Raw genomic sequence first — 19630 nt, forward strand, 5'->3', positions numbered from 1 at the left:
ACCAAAATCAAACCCTTTTTGGGGAAAAGTGCCTGATATATGAAAAGAATTAACACAGAGTACGTACTACGTATGTTTCAGTGCTTTATCAAACTAGCTGCCTGTATTTTATTGAAAACCAATCCGGATCAGCAGGACTCACAAGCCAGTCAGGCACTTGAGCGTCACGAGTATTTTTTCGAGAAAACAGGGCATTACGTCAAACAAGATGTAGCAACCTGTATATTTGTTGGTTTACTACCTGGAGAAAACGCTCCTGATTTTGCCCACTTTATAGAATGACGTATTGTTTAGGAATTAAGGTCGCTTCGGGCCTGGTTGCCATTGCAGACAGGCGCCTGACCTCCGGCACTGAGGTTTCGTCGAACCGGAAAATTTCGGTTCACGAAGTTGAGAATCACTCACTATTTATCATGACTTCCGGCCTTCGTTCTGTTCGTGACAAGGCTATCACGTATTTCAAAGAAGTAATCTCGGAGCGGGACCAATCCTTCAATAAGTTGTATAAAGCGGTCAACGCTTTTGGTGAACAGGTGAAGCGTGTAGCTCAGGAAGATAAAGCGTCTATTATTGCCAGTGGATTAAATTTTAACCTGAACGCCATTGTTGGCGGGCAACTGGAAAACGATGAAGAGCACAAACTCTTTATGCTCTATCCGGAAGGAAACTGGGTAGAAGTCGATCAGGGGTCTCCGTTTAAGATTATCGGCAATTCAGGGTACGGTAAACCGCTGCTATTCAGAAACTTATCTTATGAAACCAGTATGCCCGATGCGTTGAAAATCGGCTTCCTGGCTTTCGATGCGACACGGGTCAGCGCTAATGACGTAGACTACCCGCTGGATGTTGTGATCTACCCGAAAGATAGTTTTCACATGACTGAATATCGACTCGAAAAAGAGGATATGGATGAGATTTCTCATCAGTGGAGCGCTCTGCTCAGCAATTCGGTCCGAAAATTGCCTTCATACTGGATGGACCCGATTTTTGAGAAAGTCCGTTCCGTTAAATTATAAACGATACTTGATGAATGATACGGTCAGACAACCATAATCATTCATCATTCATAATTCAACCTTTCCATGCACCTCCACGTTCGGCACGAATCCGAATATACGTACGATATTCCTGTCGCACTTGGTCCCCAAACGTTATACCTCTATCCAAGAGCTTATCCGTATCAGCGGCTGCTGGATTATGAGTTAATCATTGATCCCAAACCAGCCCGTATTGTTCGAAATATCGATGTTGAGGGGAATGTTCAGCAGTTAGTTTATTTCAATCATCCTACAGCGCACCTGAGCGTAACCGCCGAAATGCACCTTCAGTCGGATGAGTTTAACTCGTTCGATTTTGTGCTGTTTCCTTTCGAAACCCAGCACGTACCGTTCTTGTATCCGAAAGCCGAACAGGATCTACTTCAGCCTTATCTGGATCGTGCGGGTATATCGGAACGGGTGGAGGTTTGGGCCCGGCAAATTGCGGCTGGTGCAGGTTGGCAAACAACCGCTTTTTTGATGAGTCTGAACCAGACGATTCAACAGTTTACGTACGAGATTCGAGAATTAGGCGCTCCCTTTCCGCCCGAGCAAACACTGAGCTTACGTAAAGGGTCGTGTCGCGATTACACGACGCTGTTTATGGCAGCGTGCCGTAGTTTAGGGATAGCCGCCCGTTTTGTCAGTGGGTATTTATTCGGGAACCCGCAGCAGGAGCATCAGCTTCACGCCTGGGTGGAGGTTTATTTGCCTGGTGCTGGTTGGCGTGGCTTCGACCCGACGGAAGGTTCTGTAGTTGTAAATCGGCATATTTTCCTAACCTCAACGGCAAAACCTGAACTGGCGGCCCCAATCAGCGGTACGTTTATCGGTCAGGCAAAATCTGTACTTCGGTCGGAACTACTGTTCGTATGATCTTATCAGAGAAAGCAATAAGCTACGGATTTCGTCTGTAGCTGGATGACGTTTTATATTATCTCCGCCCTTTGCCCCCTGCCCTATGCTCGTTATCTTTGCATACTTTTTAAAGTACTTACCTTGACCCATTACAGTGGCATTAATTAAGTCTATTTCCGGCATTAGAGGAACGATCGGAGGGCGCAGCGGAGACGGGCTGACGCCTTTAGACGTAGTAAAATTTACAGCAGCATTCGGACAGTGGCTACGGCAAAGAAACCCAGATCGGCAGGCTGTGGTTATTGGCCGCGATGGGCGTCTGTCGGGGGATATGGTATCTAAACTGGTGGCCGCTACGTTACAGGGACTTGGCCTGAATGTTATTGACTTGCGCTTATCGACCACTCCGACTGTCGAACTGGCAGTTCCCGGTGAAGGGGCTGCGGGTGGAATTATTATTACGGCCAGCCATAACCCCATTCAGTGGAATGCGCTTAAACTTCTTAATGAAAACGGTGAATTTATTTCCGAACAGGACGGCGCTGATGTACTGGCCATTGCTGAAGCCGAATCATTCGATTTCGCTGAAGTTCGGAAATTAGGGCAGTATCGTGCCGACACAAATTGGCTGCAAAAACATATCGATTCCATTCTGGCCCTACCGCTCGTTGATCGGGAGGCTATTGTTGCCCGTAACTTCCGCATTGTTGTTGACGCTGTTAACTCAACGGGCGGCTTGGCCGTGCCGATGCTTCTGGAAGCCCTTGGTGTAGAGCAGGTTACCAAACTCCACTGTGAGCCAACCGGTCAGTTTGCCCATAATCCTGAGCCGCTGCCGGAAAACCTGCGCGATATCATCAAGGAAATGACCAAGGGCAGTGCTGACCTGGGTATTGTTGTTGATCCAGATGTGGACCGCCTGGCGCTAATTTGCGAAGATGGTTCGCCTTTTGGCGAAGAATACACACTGGTATCGGTTGCTGATTATATCCTGAAAAGCCGCACGAATCAGGGAGAGCCAGCTGGTAATACCGTTTCGAACATGTCGAGTACCGTAGCCTTGCGCGACGTAACCCGCAAGTACGGCGGGCAGCATTTTGCCTCAGCCGTGGGCGAAGTTAACGTAGTAACCATGATGAAGGCCGAAAATGCCGTCATTGGCGGAGAAGGTAACGGCGGTATTATTTATCCGGAGCTGCACTATGGACGCGACGCACTGGTTGGTATTGCCCTGTTTTTGAGCCATCTGGCCAAATCGGGCAAATCGGCCTCTATGCTTCGCCGGACGTATCCGAACTACTACATTTCTAAAAATAAGATTGAACTGACCCCCGACATTAACGTCGATGCCGTTTTAGATCGGATTCAGGCCAAATATGCCCGGAACCCAATTAATACGATTGATGGTGTCAAAATTGAGTTTGATAAGGAATGGGTTCACCTGCGCAAATCAAACACGGAACCGATTATCCGGATTTATTCGGAATCAGATACACTCGCAACGGCCGACCATTTAGCCCGAAAAATTATCAGCGATATCCGTGAAGTAATTGCTGAGAAACGGTAAAAGTTGTTCTACTTATGGCCGTTACGGTTTCATAACAGGCCCGAATCCAGTAATTAGGATTCTGGCCTGTTATGAGATATGGGCACTACCAGCTCAATGCATTTTTGATAATCTTCTTCTAGAATATCTAGGTTCTGTTACGTTATCGGCAGAGGAATGTGCCTATCAAAAGCCCCTATATTGTAGAGAAAAATACCCGTCTTTAACTCTCTGGAATTGCTCAGTCAATAATACTGAAAAAATAAATCATTATGAATCAGCGCCTAATACATGACGCAGCTCATATGGCATAGTTTTTAATAAGGGTAGGACAGCACAAATTGACTTAAACACATTACAAAACCATGAGCTTTCTAAGAGGAGTACTTGCAGGATTGGCTATCGGCTATCTGACAGCCCCACGTAGCGGTAAAGAAACCCGTGAAAAATTAACGAAGACTGTCGATGATTTACAGCAACAATGGGAAGAAGGGGTTGATCAGGTAAAAGCACAGGTCGACCGCTTGGTCGGTAACGCGCAAAACCAGGCCAATCAATACGCAAACCAGGCTGATAAGAAATTCGATCAGTATAAGAGCGAAGCGAACGTTAAAAAGGAGCAGGCTAAAACTGCTTACAATAATAAAGTTGATGATGCGGCTGATGCGACCAGATCTGGTATCACTAACGTAGAGGACGCTCTGAAGTTGAATTAATCCAGTTTGATTTTTAGTACGACGAAGCCCCAGCCAGTTGGTTGGGGCTTCGTCGTTTTTTTGGGTAGCATTTTACCGTTTGCTCAATGATTTCCTACAAATGTTTCCTGCCCATTTTTATTCTCGACTAATGGTACGAGTTCAGGTCGTTTCACGTGCGTGACGCTGATTTGTCTGGCTAGGCACGAAACAAACGAACTGCTCTGTTTCTAGTATCAGCCACGTCTGTTCAGTGTCGATTCACGAAAACCACCCGACATTGAAGCGAGCCGCCTGATCTTTTCAGTACCAATTAATCCCTAAACCCTTTACCATCATGGAAAAAGAACTGGAGTTTATGCGCCGAAATTACCCGGACATTCTGAAAAACGAGCCGCCTTATATTGCCGTCCGGTTTTCTCCAAATGTAAAGCTAACGTATAACGACGATGGCATTAAGCAACTGATCGATCGTCAGTTCGCTCCCATCAAACGCTTACTGACAAAGTATCCTGGTATACGCATGAAGCGGCTTTATCAGGCTTTATCTACTGATAGACTGGAAGAACTTATAAAAAAAGCGCAGGCTACCGACGAAACCTATCGGCCAGGACCTTTTTTCAATTACTATAAATTTGAGCACGATGACCCTGCTCTATTACCCGCTATTGCCAAAGATATGCAGCAATGGAAAGAGGTTGAACAGGCCGTTGTCTACGTTCCGGCGCCCGATCCGTTCGTCAATGCAGCCAACGATCCACGGGCGGTCAATCAAACGTATCTAAATGAAGCGCCGGGGGGCATCGATGCCCGCTATGCCTGGAATTTCGCCGGGGGTGATGGGCAGAATCAGCGTCTTGTTGATCTGGAACGAGGCTGGACTTTCGACCATGAAGATCTGACCGCCCACGGTATTACCTTGTTGAATGGTACCATCCGCGACGGTAGCCGTGCTCACGGTACGGCCGTATTGGGTGAGATAACTGCCGTTGATAACACGATTGGTTGCGTAGGCATTACGCCTAACTTAACGAGTGTCCGAACCACATCATACCACGGCAGTACAATTCCCGATGCCATTTTGGCCGCTATTGCCGCAATGGCTTTTGGCGATGTGCTGCTTCTGGAAGTTCAGGTATTTGTACCCGGACTAGTCAATATGTACGGGCCAGCAGAAGTGCTTGACGATGCTTATGAAGCCATTCGGCTTGCCACAGCGCTCGGCATTATTGTGGTCGAAGCGGGTGGAAACGGAACAAACAACGGCGGAACACCCCCTTTTGCGATGAACAGCTACGTAGCGCCGGGTGGTAACGCGATTTTAAATCCAGGTGGCGCCGGGTTTCGGGATTCGGGTGCTATACTTGTCAGTGCGGCAACATCGGCAGCACCCCACACCCGCTTATCATGGGCGCCCCACGGGCAGCGCATTGACAATTACGCATGGGGCGAAAATATAAACACACTTCAGTCAAACGATAGCGCTGCTACGTCCCTTTACCAAACTGGATTTGGAGGCACCTCGGGGGCTTCGCCCATCATCACGGGTGCGGTCTTGGCCATCAACGGTATTGCCGAAGCTAGTTTAGGTTTCCGGTTTGGGCCCCGTCAAATGCGGGCGTTGCTTCGCAATCCGGCTACAGGTACGGCTCCCTCACCCGCCGAAGCAACGCAGATCAGCGTAATGCCCAACCTGCGCCAGATTATTGACAACCTACTTAATATCACGCCCGATATTTATGTACGCGACTTTGTGGGTGATACAGGCAATCCGCATTCAGGCGCTATTTCGGCTAGTCCGGATGTGATTGTTCGCCCGATGGCAGAAGCCGACCCCCAGGCCGCCTTTGGCGAAGGCAGTGGCACAGAAGACAGCAACACACTTGGCAGCAGCGTAGTGGCCACAACCGACCATTTCATCTACGTACGAATGCGCAATCGGGGTGGCTCCGTCGCGAACAACGTCCAGGCAACTGTATTCTGGTCTCCACCGGCTTCGCTCGTCACTCCTGATCTGTGGACATTGGCCGGATCAACCACGCTGGCTAGTGTGCCCAATGGCAACCAGCTTACCGTATCGAATGCGATCAACTGGCCAGCCGCCAGCGTACCCCCTGTCGGTCACTATTGCTTTGTAGGGATTATCGGAAACGCCCTTGACCCGGCCCCTGAACCCGCCGACTTTAACGACTGGAATAACTTCCAACTGTTTATTCGCAACAATAACAACGTAACGTGGCGGAATTTTAACGTTGTCAGTGCCGAACCAGAGCCCAATGCATCAGTCGAAGGCTTTGTGGAACTTCCCTTCCTGCTGGTCGGTGCACCTGACAAGGCAAGAGCTTTCGATATCATTATCGAAGGTAAGCTTCCTGAGGGCGCGCGTCTGATGTTTCAGATGCCGCTCGACTTTTATCGCCAGGCGCGGCAGTATTTCCCCAAATCGGAGCTGGCTGGCAAGAATGAAGCCCGTGCGCTGTTGAATCCTTTCCAGCAAACAACATTGAAAGGGATGAAACTACCCGCAAAGTATCGGGGCAAATGCAAACTTCTGCTGTATATCCCAAAACCATTACGTAAACAGGCCTATCAGCTGACACTCCGACAGTTGTACCGGGGTCTACAAGTGGGTGGACTTACCTGGCAAACCGGCCCCCGTAGGTTGTAAATGCGTGTGATATAAACGAGAATGGCCGGTACTACGTACAGTACCGGCCATTCTCGTTTATAACGTATCAAACTGTTTATTCCCACTCGATTGTGGCGGGTGGTTTCGAGGATATGTCGTACACAACCCGGTTTACGCCTTTTACACGATTGATGATTTCATTCGATACGTCAGCCAGAAATTCGTATGGCAAATGTGCCCAGTCGGCCGTCATCCCATCAATGCTGGTGACGGCTCTGAGTGCAACAACACGCTCGTAGGTACGTTCATCGCCCATAACGCCAACCGACTGAACAGGCAGTAACATAGCACCGGCCTGCCAGACTTTATCATAAAGCCCTTCACGCTTCAGCCCGTCAATAAACAAGGCATCGACCTGTTGAAGAATATCGACTTTCTCAGGCGTAATATCACCCAGTATACGAATAGCCAGACCCGGACCGGGGAATGGATGACGTCCCAGAATCATTTCGGGTAAGCCAAGTGTTCGGCCAACAGCCCGCACTTCGTCTTTGAAAAGGGTATTGAGTGGCTCTACAATTTTAAGCTTCATAAAATCGGGAAGGCCACCCACATTATGGTGGGACTTAATCGTTGCAGAAGGGCCTTTTACTGATACCGACTCGATTACGTCAGGGTAGATAGTGCCCTGCCCTAGCCACGATACGTCTTCGATCAAATGAGCTTCGTGGTCAAATACTTCGATAAACGTTTTGCCAATGGCTTTACGCTTCGCTTCCGGATCAGTCAATCCAGCCAATGACGTATAAAACTGCTCTTTCGCATCAACGCCTTTTACGTTCAGGCCCAATGTTTTGTAGGACTCCAGTACGCTTGAGAACTCATCTTTACGCAACACACCATTATCAACAAAAATACAATACAGATTTTTGCCAATAGCCCGGTGAATGAGCATAGCGGCTACTGACGAATCAACTCCGCCCGACAAGCCCAGTACGACCTTATCGTTTCCGAGTTTTTGCTTTAACTGCTCAACCGTCGTTTCAACGAATGACTCAGCTGTCCAGTTTTGCGAACAGCCGCAGATATCAACCACGAAATTGTGGAGCAGCGTTTTTCCCTGAAGAGAATGGGTCACCTCCGGGTGAAACTGGATGCCGTATGTAGGTTCGCCCTCAATATGAAAAGCTGCCACCCGAACCGTATCTGTTGACGCAATGATGGTAAACGCTTCAGGAACGCTCGTGATCGTATCCGCATGAGACATCCAGACCTGTGAGTGCTGATCAATGCCTTTCATCAGCGGACTCTCAGTATTTACGGTGCCAAGTCTGGCCCGGCCGTATTCCCGGATAGAGGATGCCTTCACCTCTCCCCCACTGGTTTGAGCCAGTAACTGAGCGCCATAGCAAACACCCAGAATAGGCAGTTTATGCCGCAAAGCGTCTAACTGAACTTCAGGCGCATCCGCATCACGGACGGATGATGGACTGCCGGAGAGAATAATGCCCTTGATATTGGACGTAATTTCGGGTAGATGATTGTAAGGATGGATTTCGCAGTAAACGTTCAGTTCGCGCACCCGGCGGGCAATGAGTTGGGTATATTGCGAACCAAAATCCAGAATCAGAATTTGTTCGGTGGCCATGAATGGGTCTCTAAAATGCAAAGTTAGGGCATTTTAGTGATTGAATGGTTGAATTGTTGACTTGTTTTTACACGGCTTTCCCTCCAACTAATCGGAGTCCTCGGGTAGCTGGTCAGGCAGGAGCACGTAATTCCTGAACGTATTACCCGATAGATTTTCCACGAATGACAGCTTTTTAGCTTTTCTCCAAACCACTTATTTCAGCAGGAATTCTTTTTTTTGTGATAGTTGCGTCAGTTGTCCGTTAGTTTTGTAGAGGGGCTTTTAATGCTACTGGCTTCTGACCACTATCAATTACTTTCGAACTTGAACGTTCCTGTTTTTCTTGCCCGCAAAGTACGCCACGCGCCTGAAGGAAGTTTTTCGGCCACTGTTACCCGTATCGGTGTCACGAGCATTGCGCTCGGGCTAGCTATTCTAATAGTTGCCTTTGCTGTGCTGTTTGGCTTTAAAAATACGATTCAGCAAAAGATTTTTTTGTTCGGAGCCCACTTACAAGTGAGCAAGTTTACGAACAACGCTTCCTACGAAGAAACCGCATTACCACTAAACACGAATCTGTATCGCGACAGTACCCGAATACCGGGCGTTCGGCATATCCAGGCGGTAGCCATGAAAGCCGGAATTCTGAAAACGGATGAGGAATTAACAGGCATTATTCTCAAAGGTGTCGGCCGGGATTACGACTGGAATTTATTTCGTGAATCTCTAGTAGCTGGGGCAGTGCCCGTAGTCGGCGCAGATACAGGCTCCGGCTCAACGCAGCTTCTATTGAGCCAGTACATGGCCAATCAGTTGAAAGTTAAGGTAGGAGAAAGCATCCCCTTGTATTTTCTGGGAAACCCACCCCGTGCCCGTAAAATGACGGTAGTAGGCATCTACGAAACAGGTCTGGAGGAAGTTGATAAAACCATTGCTCTGGGCGACATCCGGCTTATACAGCGACTAAATCGCTGGGGGCCAGATTCAGTCGGTACGTACGAAATTTTCGTCAGGGATTTTGATAATGTCGAAACGACAGCGGCTAATGTATTCGATGTGATGTCGCCCGATATGCGCCTGATTCGCGTAACAGATCAGTACCGCCCTTTATTTGACTGGATGATGTTACTCGACCGTAATATGGTCATTCTACTTAGCCTGATAGGATTTGTGGCCTCATTCAATATGGTTTCAGTACTGCTGGTGTTGATTATCGAACGAACGCCGATGATTGGTCTGTTGAAAGCACTTGGCGGGCCGAATGCGCTTATCCGGCGGATGTTCGTATTTGTGGGGTTAAATATGGTTAGTTGGGGTCTGTTGATCGGCAACGTAGTGGGATTAGGTATTTGTTATCTCCAGGACCGGTTCAAATTAATTCCGCTCGATCCAAAAAATTATTACATGAATTATGTCCCCATCGTTTGGCACTGGCCGACCATACTTGCGCTGAATTTCGCGACAATTTTACTGATTGCTCTCGTGCTTTGGATTCCAACGATTATTATCAACCGCATTCAGCCTGTAAAAGCACTTGCTTTTAAAAAATAAAGAGTGGCTTTACATACTTATTAACTAAACAGACTGAAAGTTAACAAACCAGAGTAAACTTATATTTATCCCATTAGTTCTATTGACAAAAAATAGTATTTATTTTAGGTAGGGCATTTCTGGCAATCATCGATCTGTTCGCTGCCTTCAGATCAAAGCCTAAATTCTAACAAACAATTTATCTTAAAAATGTGCAGTACTCAGCACAGGAGAAAGCCAGAGAAGCAATATCTAAAATTCATAATTTGTATCTTACACTGGACGAAAACTATAAATTTCCGACTAAGACTTTACTTGTATTTTATAATATTTTCAATAATTAACACCATTAATTTATATGAATTATTATTAATATATTAATTTAATATAGCATATCACTTGAATTTTCCATATATAAATTATAAAAAAAATACCAAAGTGGACCATTCAAGAGAAAAAGGCTAAATATTAATTAAATGGATACCTTCCTAATGATAGATATTCATTAATATTGTGTAGCGGACATTCAAACTTTATTAAATCTGTGCAAAAAACAGCTTGGACTAGTATATAATTTTAGAACTGTTTTTTCAGAAATAATAGACAAGTATCTAAACACATATGAGTTCAAGGTTGACTAATCCATCAGCAAAAGCACTCATCAAATTTAGATATTCATAGTATTTAGATTAGTAAAAGAGTCGCTATTGCTTACAAAAAGCAACATTTCGACGTTAATTTAACTTACCCTAAAGTGGGTAGCCTTTCTACATTGCTTTAATAACTTTGAATACGAAGTTTATTAAGTATCAACAACCAGAGTTTATGCTCAACATGAGCAACAAACTCTTCCGATTCAATTATAATTCAGGTGACATTTGTCATTGAGAGGTGTAAAATTCGCTATCACCAAATGAATTCTTTTACAACTGAAAAACGTTCATTGCCAGGTATAGTGGTTATCCAGTTAATGTTTATTCACTTTTCGAGTCTAAATAGAAAGGACAAAATAATTGCAGTAAATTTTAGTAATACAGGTTTTTTTTGAATTCAAAAAAGCACATTTTTAGATCAATTGATTTTTACCTACTGTGAATAAAAAAGTATTCTATCCATACAGTTTAATTAATAAGTATGAATTCTAGTAGTTACGAATATTAATAGCAGAGTTGGAATTACCAATTCTACATATGAATCCAGTAACTTTCCTCAATAACCATGATGAACAAGTTTTTTACACAACTTCAGCGAAACGATCCTGAGCGTATTTCCCGAGAATATACGGTAGGGTATTCGTCCACTGATTTTGATATGCGAAATAACCAGGGCGAGCAATTTGTACCAGAGATTTTACCCTTCGTAATGGGTGCTCAGGAGGATCTGTTAGGAACGGAAAGAACTATATATAGCTTAATCGGAAAACGCATACTTGACTTACTCATTTCAGGATTTGTTTTTGTTTTTGTATTGTCCTGGTTGTTTCCTGTTATAGGAGCCTTAATTTTAACCGAATCGCCTGGTCCTATCCTGTTCATACAACCGCGTTCGGGACGTAAAGGAAAATCTTTCCCATGCCTGAAATTCCGGACAATGCGTAACGCCAGTTCTCCACAGGCGGATTTTCAGCAAACAGCCCGTGGAGACAAAAGAGTGACAGCTATCGGAAGTTTTCTTCGCCGAACGAATCTTGATGAAGTTCCTCAGTTTATCAACGTACTGCTTGGTCATATGAGCATTGTTGGTCCTCGCCCACATGCTGTTCAACATGATGCGCTTCACTGGGCATCGCCCTCCTACCGACAGCGCTACGTTGTTAAGCCAGGTATCACTGGCTTAGCCCAGATCAGAGGAGCAAGAGGAGCTACGGATACAGCCCAAAAAATGAATCAGCGCGTACGGTATGACCATTTTTATATACCACGCCAAAGCTTCTGGTTCGATATGAAAATTTGTTATAAAACGCTCATGTTAATGGTTAAAGGCGACACCAACGCCTGGTAAATATTTATAGAAAACTTACTAAAAACCAAACATTATTATAGTTCTATTTAATTAATACTTGGTCTGGCTAAAACTATTCAATGTACCTATAGACTTACGCTTTATGGCCTGCTTCAATTAACATGCATATTTCACTATTCTTCAACTAGCTAGTATCTTTTGTCTATTGTATTTCAACTTGTTTCTGGCCCACATAAACTGATAAGAATTATAACCAACGGGGCTGAATGGATTTGCAAAGGGCAAATGAAAACTATTATTTATCCATACTACTATTTCAATTTGATTTTCTGGCAAGGCTGGCACGTAGTACTAAGTTAAGCGATGTAACATGCCTTTACTACTTTTTCGACCAGTGAGCTAGTTACATATGTTGATGAAGCCGAGTAAGTGCTGTTAGTCAACCTGCGTTACGTACTGAGAAGGTTAGAATAGCCCAAAAGAGATCAGCTATTTATAAAATATCCACTATTCATTTTCCTCATGCGCATTCTGATTTACGACATTAACTACGCACCAGAATTGACGGGTGTAGGTAAATACACAGGAGAGATGGGAGCCTGGTTAGCAAAGCAGGGGCATTCCGTTGAAGTGATTACCGCAATGCCATATTACCCCGAGTGGGAAGTCCACAAAGCCTATAAAGGTAAAGGATGGCTTACCGAAACGATAGAGGGCGTAACCGTCCATCGCTGTCCGTTCTACGTACCCAAAAAGGTGACCTCTCCCAAACGCATACTGCATGAATTTTCCTTTGTTGTCAGCAGTCTTCGTTTCTGGCTACCTGTATTTTTTGGCGCCCCATTTGACGCACTGATTTGTGTAGCTCCGCCTTTCCATATTGGCTTATTGCCTGTTTTTTATTCCCAATTACGAAAAGTACCGCTTTGGCTGCATTTGCAGGACCTGCAGATCGATATGGCAAAAGAACTGGGTATGCTGAAAAATCAGCGCTTCCTGAATTTCATGTTCAAAATTGAGGAGTATATTCTTAAACGCTCAACCACTGTTTCAACAATCAGCGAAGGAATGGTGCGGAAAGTAGCGGGGAAGAATATTATTGAGTCGGAGTGTATATTATTTCCTAACTGGGTAGATGACTTTTATATCCGCCCACTTCCCCAGAGCGAGTCGTTACGTGCTGAATTAGGATTATCAGCAAACGACAAAGTCATACTATATTCAGGGAGCTTGGGCGAGAAACAAGGACTAGAGCTAATTATTGAAGCGGCCCGATCATTTGAAGCCGAAAAAAACGTCAAGTTCCTGATTTTTGGCTCTGGCGGTGGAGAAACCCGATTAAAAACACTGGTACAGGAATTTCAGCTGAAAAACGTATTCTTTCATCCGCTGCAGCCTTACGAAAAGTTATCGGCGCTCCTGGCCACGGCAGATGTGCATCTGGTCCTTCAGAAAAAGTCTGCCTCAGACCTTGTCTTGCCATCAAAACTGACAAGCATATTGGCAGCTGGTGGATGTGCTCTGGTATCGGCAGTGCCTGGCACTACGCTCTATGACGTAATCGATAGCCATCAGATGGGTATTCTTATTGAACCGGAGTCGGTAGAAGCCTTAACGGAAGGGCTCAGAAAAGCGCTTCGTGCTGACCTATCAGTATACAGACAAAATGCCCGATCTTACGCGCAGAAACACCTCAGCAAAAAAAGTATTCTTCAGCAGTTTGAAGAAGATTTGATCCGGTTTTACGGTACAGTTTCGATTAATACGCCGAAGCAGTTGGCAGATCAACAGGTTTAGCACAGCAGAATGGCTTTCATCCAGAAATCAGATGAACTTGCCATTCCTACAGTGATGATCGACCAACTGACACCCTACATTCTCAAAAGGCATGAACATATTACACGTAACGCCCTCTTACAAACCAGCCTATATATACGGAGGCCCTATTGAGTCAGTGGGCCGCTTATGTGAAGCTTTACAGGCTACAGGGAATTCGGTGACCGTATTTACAACAACGGCTAATGGTGATAAAGAACTCGCCGTTGAGCCCAATAAAGAGCTTATCGTTGATAATGTTTCTGTCACTTATTTTAGTAGAATAACAAAAGACCCAACTCATATTTCTCTGAAATTATGGTGGAGTCTGTATAAGCGTTGTAAAGAATTCGACGTAGTCCATATCCACTCCTGGTGGAACGTTCTGGTAATCATTGCGGCAGTTATATGCCATTTACGCAATGTTAAAGTCGTTATATCGCCACGAGGTATGCTGAGTGATTATATTATCACAACAAGTCACAGCCAGATAAAAAAATGGATTCATAAACTCATTGGAAAATCAGCGCTGGAGAAGTCAACTTTTCACGCTACGTCAGATTTGGAATATGAAGAATGTAAACGTGTGATTCCTGGCTGGAAGGGCTTTTTAATACCTAATATACTTGAGCTACCTTCTGAAGCGGTATTGAGAACGGAAAATGCCGTTTTTACCATGCTATTCCTCTCCCGGATACATCCTAAAAAAGGGCTGGAATTATTATTTGAATCGATTAGCCAACTCGACGCAAATGTTAAATTGAAAATAGCCGGGAAGGGTGATGAGAATTATATCCAGGAGCTGAAGCAACTGGTGTCTACACTGACTATTGAACAAAAGGTTGATTGGGTCGGCTGGAAAAGCCGTGGCGAGAAATTTAAGGAGCTGGCAGCTGCTGATATGTTTGTTTTGACGTCGTTTAACGAAAACTTTGCGAATGTCGTCATCGAGTCTCTATCAGTTGGCACGCCCGTATTTATTTCTGATAAAGTAGGGTTGTCGGATTACATTTTAGCAAATGACCTTGGCTGGGTAACTGAGTTGAATACAGCCAGCATAGTTGCGTCACTCAAATCTGCTATATCAGACCAAAAAAAGCGAGATTTTATCGCCAAAAACGGAAGAGCTAATATTTTCAATACATTCTCGGAAAAGATACTAGTTGAAAGCTATCTGAAAAATTACAAAGAGGTTCTTGGGCTTTCGCCCTCTGAAGTCCTTGTTACGCCCAGAGCTCAGTACGTAGTCGTAGCAAATACTACAACCTATTCATCAGTCGAAAATACTGTACTTCTTCAGGTTAACTGCCCATATAAATGCATAACCAAGACACATTTGTAGGCCCATCCTTCTCCCTTGGCAATCGCTTAGGACGACTTGCCTGGGGCGTAGTGAGCGTCTTATTTTTTCAGCTTTCTCCCCGCCCCCTGCATAAATGGCGGGCCTTTTTGCTCAGGTGTTTTGGAGCTAAAGTTGGGCAGGGTGTTCATGTATATCCGGGCGTAAAAATATGGGCTCCCTGGAACCTTGAACTAGCCGATGAATGCGGAATTGCCAGTGGTGCCATTCTTTACTCACAGGGGAAAATAACCGTAGGGTACCGCGCAGTCATCTCTCAGGGAACAAACCTGTGCACTGGCACGCACGATTATACCCAATCTGGCTTTCCACTGCTAACTAAACCCATTCATATTGGCAATCATGCCTGGGTTGCGGCCGAAGCTTTTGTACATCCAGGTGTTACGATTGGTGATGGCTGCGTGGTTGGAGCCAGATCAGTTGTTACAAAAGATATGCCATCGTGGATGGTTTGTGCCGGTCACCCATGTAAACCGGTCAAAGAAAGAAATCTGGATCAGAAGAATGTCGTATCTGTTTACGGCTCGCTTAAAAACTGAGAAAAAATAACGGGAGGTCATTGATAGATAATACTGATTTACAAAATCATCGTAAATACGTACATATTAGAAGGTAGTTACTTATCAAAAATCAACCGACATAATTGTAAACTTTAACAAGTTCAGTAATGATTTCTGTCATTATTCTTACCAAAAATGAAGAGCTTGATCTTCCCATGTGTCTGGAATCAGTGGCGTGGTCAGACGACGTGCATGTCCTTGATTCAGGAAGTACGGACAGAACTGTTGAATTAGCTTATGAATATGGCACTAAAGTATGGCATAATGCTTTTGAGAGCTTTGGCAAACAGCGAAACTTTGCCTTAGACCATATAAACACAAAGTATGACTGGATATTATTTCTTGACGCTGATGAAGTTGTAACAGATGAATTTCGGACTGCGATTTTAAAAGCAACGAATGAAGCTAAAAATGACGTAGCTGGTTTTTACTGTTGCTGGAAAATGATGCTGGAAGGGCGCTGGTTAAAACACTGCGATAATTTTCCGAAATGGCAGTTTCGTCTGATGAGGAAAGGCATGGCCCGATTTACCGACTTTGGGCATGGTCAGAAAGAAGGGGAAGTAAATGGCCAGATTGAGTACATTAAAGAGCCTTATTTACATTTTGGCTTTTCTAAAGGCTGGTTTTATTGGATAGAACGGCATAATAAATATTCAAGCCTGGAAGCCCAGTCAAGACTGGCATCGCGCCCACCCTTGAGAAATATTTTTGCCCGTCATGCAAGCCATAGAAATCCAGCCTTGAAATCCTGGTTGAGCAGAGTTCCGGGTTGGCCGCTGCTGCGATTTATTCAGGCTTATTTTTTTAACCTTGGCTTTCTTGAAGGCGCGCCAGGATTTATTTATTGCACAAATATGAGCTATTATGAATTTCTGATTCAACTCAAGATCCGAGAAATAAAAAAAGCAAAAAAACATACACAAATCCTGGAAGCTGTTTAAATAAAAATGGCTAAAATATGTTTACTTTATACAGCTGTACAAATCATAAATCTTATAGTATATTTTTTCTTGCCAGCAATAATATATGCCAAAGTGTTCATGAATTGAAACGTAACAGATGGCATCCAACTCAATCCATTTTATAGTTAGTTTTAAATGAAATGCATTTTTCATATAAACTACATAACTGTATACTCGCTACTTGGCTGGGGTGGTTTGTTTTTGTGTGTGCTTACCGCAAAAGCACAAAGTGGTTATACACTTGTTGGCTCAGCCAGAGCCAGCGCACAATCCGACTGTTATCAGCTCACAGCCGATAGAACCGCACAGATTGGAGCCGTTTGGTACGATAAGCCTTTGGAATTAAGCAAATCGTTTGAACTCGAATTCACAATGAACTTTGGCAATAATCCACTGGGCGCTGATGGGATCGTCATGGTTATGCAAACAGCCGGGAATCGGGTGATTGGTACGACAGGTTCAGGGATCGGCTTTCAGGGCTTAAAACCATCATTAGGTATTGAATTTGACACCCATGCAAACCCAAACTTAGGTGATCTCTCTGCCGATCATATTGCAATAATTCGTGATGGTGTATCCGATCATCGGTTAAATACGGAATTTGCTCCGCCTGTGCCGATTTCTACCTCAACAAATAATGTTAAAGACGGTAAAGATTATATCATTAAAGTTAAATGGAATGCAGTAAGTTATTTACTTCAGGTGCAAGTCAACTGCCTGCTTCGAATCAATCAGGTAGTCGATTTGAAGAATGACATATTTAAGGGTTTTCGAGAAGCTTATTGGGGTTTTACTTCATCTACAGGAAGTTCAGCTAATATTCATACAGTGTGTCTGCAAAAAGATATAGTTGTCAGAGATACATTCCAGGTCTGTAAACTGGAATCGCTTACCTTGGTCTCAAATGTATCGAGTGATAATAAATACACTTGGCAGCCCGCCACTGGGCTAAGCAACCCACTTAGCCGTACCCCTCAATTGACGGCGACATCAAGCCAACTTTACACAGTTAGTTATTTGGATCGGTGTTCAGAGCTTAAGACCGACAGCGTCTTCGTTAAAGTCAAAACCCCTGATGTCACCTTGGAAAGTACTAAAGAAGCCTGTGAAAATGTACGTATCGACCTGAATCCAACCCTGACACCGGCTAATGAATCGGTAAAGTACCTTTGGTCGACGGGAGATACAACCCGACAATTATCGCCAAAAACTTCGGGGTTGTACATTCTTACCGTTACGAAAGATGGCTGTACAGCAAGTGATTCATCAACCGTTACGTTTCATCCACTGCCAAAGCTTGGTCTGCAAAGTGAACCCACATACGACTGTCCGCAAAGTCAACCTTTACGGCTCGACCCGCAGGCTACTGGCACCAATCTTACTTACACCTGGACACCGGGTGACACACATGAAGCTACACTTGGAGTAATCGTTGCGGGTCGATATACGGTGAACATAAAGACGAATTTTGGATGCGAAGCCAATCAAAGTTTCACAGTACTCGACAATTGTTCACCGGCGGCATCTGTATTCGTACCGAATGCATTTACCCCAAATGGTGATGGTAAGAATGAACTGTTCGACTGGAAAAGCAATACAGAAGTAGAAGTCAGAATGCAAATTTCTAACCGTTGGGGAGAGGTGGTTTTTTTCACAACCAATGCAAGAGAATTTTGGGATGGTAGCAAAAATGGTCAGCCTTGTCCAACCAATATTTATACCTGGCAACTGGAGTATCGTTCATTGCAAAACAATGACTGGTTGGTTAAGCGAGGTGAGGTTTTGTTGATAAGATAATGCATACGTTCAACGAATCAGTAATTATGAATAAAATTAACGCTATACAAACAGTCACAGTAATATATAATTATGAATATTTATTTATATGAACTAAAGGGTTTTAACTGAAATGTCATTAATTGATTGCAGGTATAGAAGATTCTTATAAAATTGAACTATTTCTGACTAAATGTTAAAAAACTAATTTTTATCGCTTATATTGCACAAACTACTTGGAATATTCCGGGTTCGTTAAATTGCAGTTGAAGAGACAAAGGCATATAAGTTGATTATAAATACAAAGAGACGTGAGTAGGGTTACAGATATTAAATAATATATGTCTATAGAAATTTCATAGAATAATCAGATATGGTACTAAAGAAAAGTTTTCGCAAGAATAGATAACTGGCATAATACTCAACGATTCTTTAATTCTTTACATGCTCAAAACTGACTATTTGCTATACATTAATCAATGAAGGAGTTTATAAAACTGAGTATAAGAATTGCCTGCTTATTTCTTTTAATTGTTTTTGCATCCTGTAAAACTCAAAAAAGAAATACAACCTATTTCAGTGATTTGAAAAATAGTTTCGAATCAATCGTCCCAATTGAAAATAGAATTGAAATAAAAATTCAGCCTAATGATCAACTGAACATTACTGTAAACAGTTTGAATGCAGAAACCAACAGCCTGTTTAACACTGGCACTCTACAAACCCCTGGGTCATCGGCTGGGGTAGTAGGCCAAACTGGCTATTTAGTAGACAAAGACGGGTTTGTACGATTTCCGATAATTGGAAAAATAAAACTTGCCGGTTTAACAGTAGAAGAGGCAACCGATAAGCTAACAAATATCATTGGTGAAAATTATGTTAAGAACCCTATCATAAACATTCACATAACCAACTTTAAGGTTACAGTTATGGGGGAAGTGAAAGTACCACAAACTATCATAGTTGAAAATGGAATAATTAACATTATCGAAGCGTTGGCAAGATCTGGTGATTTAACTGCTAACGGCGACCCGACAAGTGTGTTAATTATCCGGGAAGCAAGCGGATTACGTAGTACAACAAAAGTAAACTTATTAAAAAAGGAAGTTCTGAATTCTCCATATTTCAATCTTCGTCAAAACGACATTGTCTATGTCCAGCCTGACAAAATATTAAATAAAGAGGCAAACTCTAGTAGAACAACTATAGCAATTGTTCTTTCGCTTGTGTCTACACTTTCCTTACTTTATTACAGATTTTTCTAAAT

15 protein-coding genes are annotated in these 19630 nt (G+C 43.8%); 14 read left to right on the forward strand and 1 reads right to left on the reverse strand.

The genetic code is table 11. From position 1 onward, the window contains the following. Nucleotides 1-39: 39 nt before the first annotated feature. From LN737_RS22435 to LN737_RS22460, 6 genes are all read left to right on the forward strand, one after another. Nucleotides 40-282: a hypothetical protein gene (locus LN737_RS22435; protein ID WP_405512103.1), complete on the forward strand. Its 243-nt coding sequence runs from the start codon at nucleotides 40-42 to the stop codon at nucleotides 280-282. Next, the gene (locus LN737_RS22440; RefSeq protein ID WP_405512105.1) at nucleotides 279-1016 is read left to right on the forward strand and encodes a peptidase; all 738 of its coding nucleotides are present in this window, start codon (nucleotides 279-281) and stop codon (nucleotides 1014-1016) included. Before LN737_RS22435 ends, LN737_RS22440 begins: the two co-directional genes overlap by 4 nt. Nucleotides 1017-1082: 66 nt before the next feature. Beyond that, nucleotides 1083-1913: a transglutaminase family protein gene (locus tag LN737_RS22445; protein ID WP_405512107.1), complete on the forward strand. Its 831-nt coding sequence runs from the start codon at nucleotides 1083-1085 to the stop codon at nucleotides 1911-1913. A 136-nt stretch (nucleotides 1914-2049) separates the two neighbouring features. Then, nucleotides 2050-3462, forward strand: a complete 1413-nt coding sequence (glmM, locus tag LN737_RS22450) for a phosphoglucosamine mutase (protein ID WP_405512109.1) — start codon at nucleotides 2050-2052, stop codon at nucleotides 3460-3462. Nucleotides 3463-3806: 344 nt separating this feature from the next. Further along, nucleotides 3807-4157, forward strand: a complete 351-nt coding sequence (locus LN737_RS22455) for a YtxH domain-containing protein (RefSeq protein WP_405512111.1) — start codon at nucleotides 3807-3809, stop codon at nucleotides 4155-4157. A 316-nt stretch (nucleotides 4158-4473) separates the two neighbouring features. Continuing rightward, on the forward strand, nucleotides 4474-6804 hold the full coding sequence (locus tag LN737_RS22460) for a S8 family serine peptidase (protein WP_405512113.1): 2331 nt from the start codon (nucleotides 4474-4476) through the stop codon (nucleotides 6802-6804). Between the two features lie 76 nt (nucleotides 6805-6880). On the opposite strand, the gene guaA is transcribed toward LN737_RS22460, so the two are convergent. Continuing rightward, complete coding sequence (guaA, locus tag LN737_RS22465; RefSeq protein ID WP_405512115.1) at nucleotides 6881-8413, reverse strand: glutamine-hydrolyzing GMP synthase; 1533 nt, start codon at nucleotides 8411-8413, stop codon at nucleotides 6881-6883. 306 nt (nucleotides 8414-8719) lie between these two features. Here guaA and LN737_RS22470 point away from each other — a divergent pair, with 306 nt between their 5' ends. The 8 genes from LN737_RS22470 (at nucleotide 8720) to LN737_RS22505 (ending at nucleotide 19628) form a co-directional block, all read left to right on the forward strand. Further along, entirely contained in the window at nucleotides 8720-9946 is a 1227-nt protein-coding gene (locus tag LN737_RS22470) for an ABC transporter permease (protein ID WP_405512117.1), read from the forward strand. 1197 nt (nucleotides 9947-11143) lie between these two features. Further along, nucleotides 11144-11926, forward strand: a complete 783-nt coding sequence (locus LN737_RS22475; protein WP_405512119.1) for a sugar transferase — start codon at nucleotides 11144-11146, stop codon at nucleotides 11924-11926. A 483-nt stretch (nucleotides 11927-12409) separates the two neighbouring features. After that, the gene (locus tag LN737_RS22480) at nucleotides 12410-13684 is read left to right on the forward strand and encodes a WcaI family glycosyltransferase (RefSeq protein WP_405512121.1); all 1275 of its coding nucleotides are present in this window, start codon (nucleotides 12410-12412) and stop codon (nucleotides 13682-13684) included. Between the two features lie 91 nt (nucleotides 13685-13775). After that, the gene (locus LN737_RS22485; RefSeq protein ID WP_405512123.1) at nucleotides 13776-15044 is read left to right on the forward strand and encodes an XrtY-associated glycosyltransferase XYAG1; all 1269 of its coding nucleotides are present in this window, start codon (nucleotides 13776-13778) and stop codon (nucleotides 15042-15044) included. Next, nucleotides 15020-15601, forward strand: a complete 582-nt coding sequence (locus LN737_RS22490) for a WcaF family extracellular polysaccharide biosynthesis acetyltransferase (protein ID WP_405512125.1) — start codon at nucleotides 15020-15022, stop codon at nucleotides 15599-15601. Before LN737_RS22485 ends, LN737_RS22490 begins: the two co-directional genes overlap by 25 nt. Nucleotides 15602-15729: 128 nt before the next feature. After that, nucleotides 15730-16566, forward strand: a complete 837-nt coding sequence (locus tag LN737_RS22495) for a glycosyltransferase family 2 protein (protein ID WP_405512127.1) — start codon at nucleotides 15730-15732, stop codon at nucleotides 16564-16566. A 228-nt stretch (nucleotides 16567-16794) separates the two neighbouring features. After that, nucleotides 16795-18384 carry a lectin-like domain-containing protein gene (locus tag LN737_RS22500; RefSeq protein WP_405512129.1) on the forward strand — a complete coding sequence of 530 codons (1590 nt, stop codon included), beginning with the start codon at nucleotides 16795-16797 and terminating at the stop codon, nucleotides 18382-18384. A 458-nt stretch (nucleotides 18385-18842) separates the two neighbouring features. Then, the gene (locus LN737_RS22505; protein WP_405512131.1) at nucleotides 18843-19628 is read left to right on the forward strand and encodes a polysaccharide biosynthesis/export family protein; all 786 of its coding nucleotides are present in this window, start codon (nucleotides 18843-18845) and stop codon (nucleotides 19626-19628) included. Nucleotides 19629-19630: the final 2 nt, after the last annotated feature.

Origin of the sequence: Spirosoma sp. KNUC1025, from assembly GCF_045160025.1 — a bacterium.
Classification (GTDB): Bacteria; Bacteroidota; Bacteroidia; order Cytophagales; family Spirosomataceae; genus Spirosoma.

What these genes read in the sequence shown, in the direction of transcription:
- LN737_RS22485 (WP_405512123.1), top strand. Translation starts at nt 13,776, where the DNA reads ATGAACATATTACACGTAACGCCCTCTTACAAACCAGCCTATATATAC.
- LN737_RS22445 (WP_405512107.1), top strand. Translation starts at nt 1,083, where the DNA reads ATGCACCTCCACGTTCGGCACGAATCCGAATATACGTACGATATTCCT.
- LN737_RS22495 (WP_405512127.1), top strand. Translation starts at nt 15,730, where the DNA reads ATGATTTCTGTCATTATTCTTACCAAAAATGAAGAGCTTGATCTTCCC.
- LN737_RS22455 (WP_405512111.1), top strand. Translation starts at nt 3,807, where the DNA reads ATGAGCTTTCTAAGAGGAGTACTTGCAGGATTGGCTATCGGCTATCTG.
- LN737_RS22460 (WP_405512113.1), top strand. Translation starts at nt 4,474, where the DNA reads ATGGAAAAAGAACTGGAGTTTATGCGCCGAAATTACCCGGACATTCTG.
- guaA (WP_405512115.1), bottom strand. Translation starts at nt 8,413, where the DNA reads ATGGCCACCGAACAAATTCTGATTCTGGATTTTGGTTCGCAATATACC.
- LN737_RS22505 (WP_405512131.1), top strand. Translation starts at nt 18,843, where the DNA reads ATGAAGGAGTTTATAAAACTGAGTATAAGAATTGCCTGCTTATTTCTT.
- LN737_RS22475 (WP_405512119.1), top strand. Translation starts at nt 11,144, where the DNA reads ATGATGAACAAGTTTTTTACACAACTTCAGCGAAACGATCCTGAGCGT.
- LN737_RS22435 (WP_405512103.1), top strand. Translation starts at nt 40, where the DNA reads ATGAAAAGAATTAACACAGAGTACGTACTACGTATGTTTCAGTGCTTT.
- LN737_RS22440 (WP_405512105.1), top strand. Translation starts at nt 279, where the DNA reads ATGACGTATTGTTTAGGAATTAAGGTCGCTTCGGGCCTGGTTGCCATT.
- LN737_RS22490 (WP_405512125.1), top strand. Translation starts at nt 15,020, where the DNA reads ATGCATAACCAAGACACATTTGTAGGCCCATCCTTCTCCCTTGGCAAT.
- LN737_RS22480 (WP_405512121.1), top strand. Translation starts at nt 12,410, where the DNA reads ATGCGCATTCTGATTTACGACATTAACTACGCACCAGAATTGACGGGT.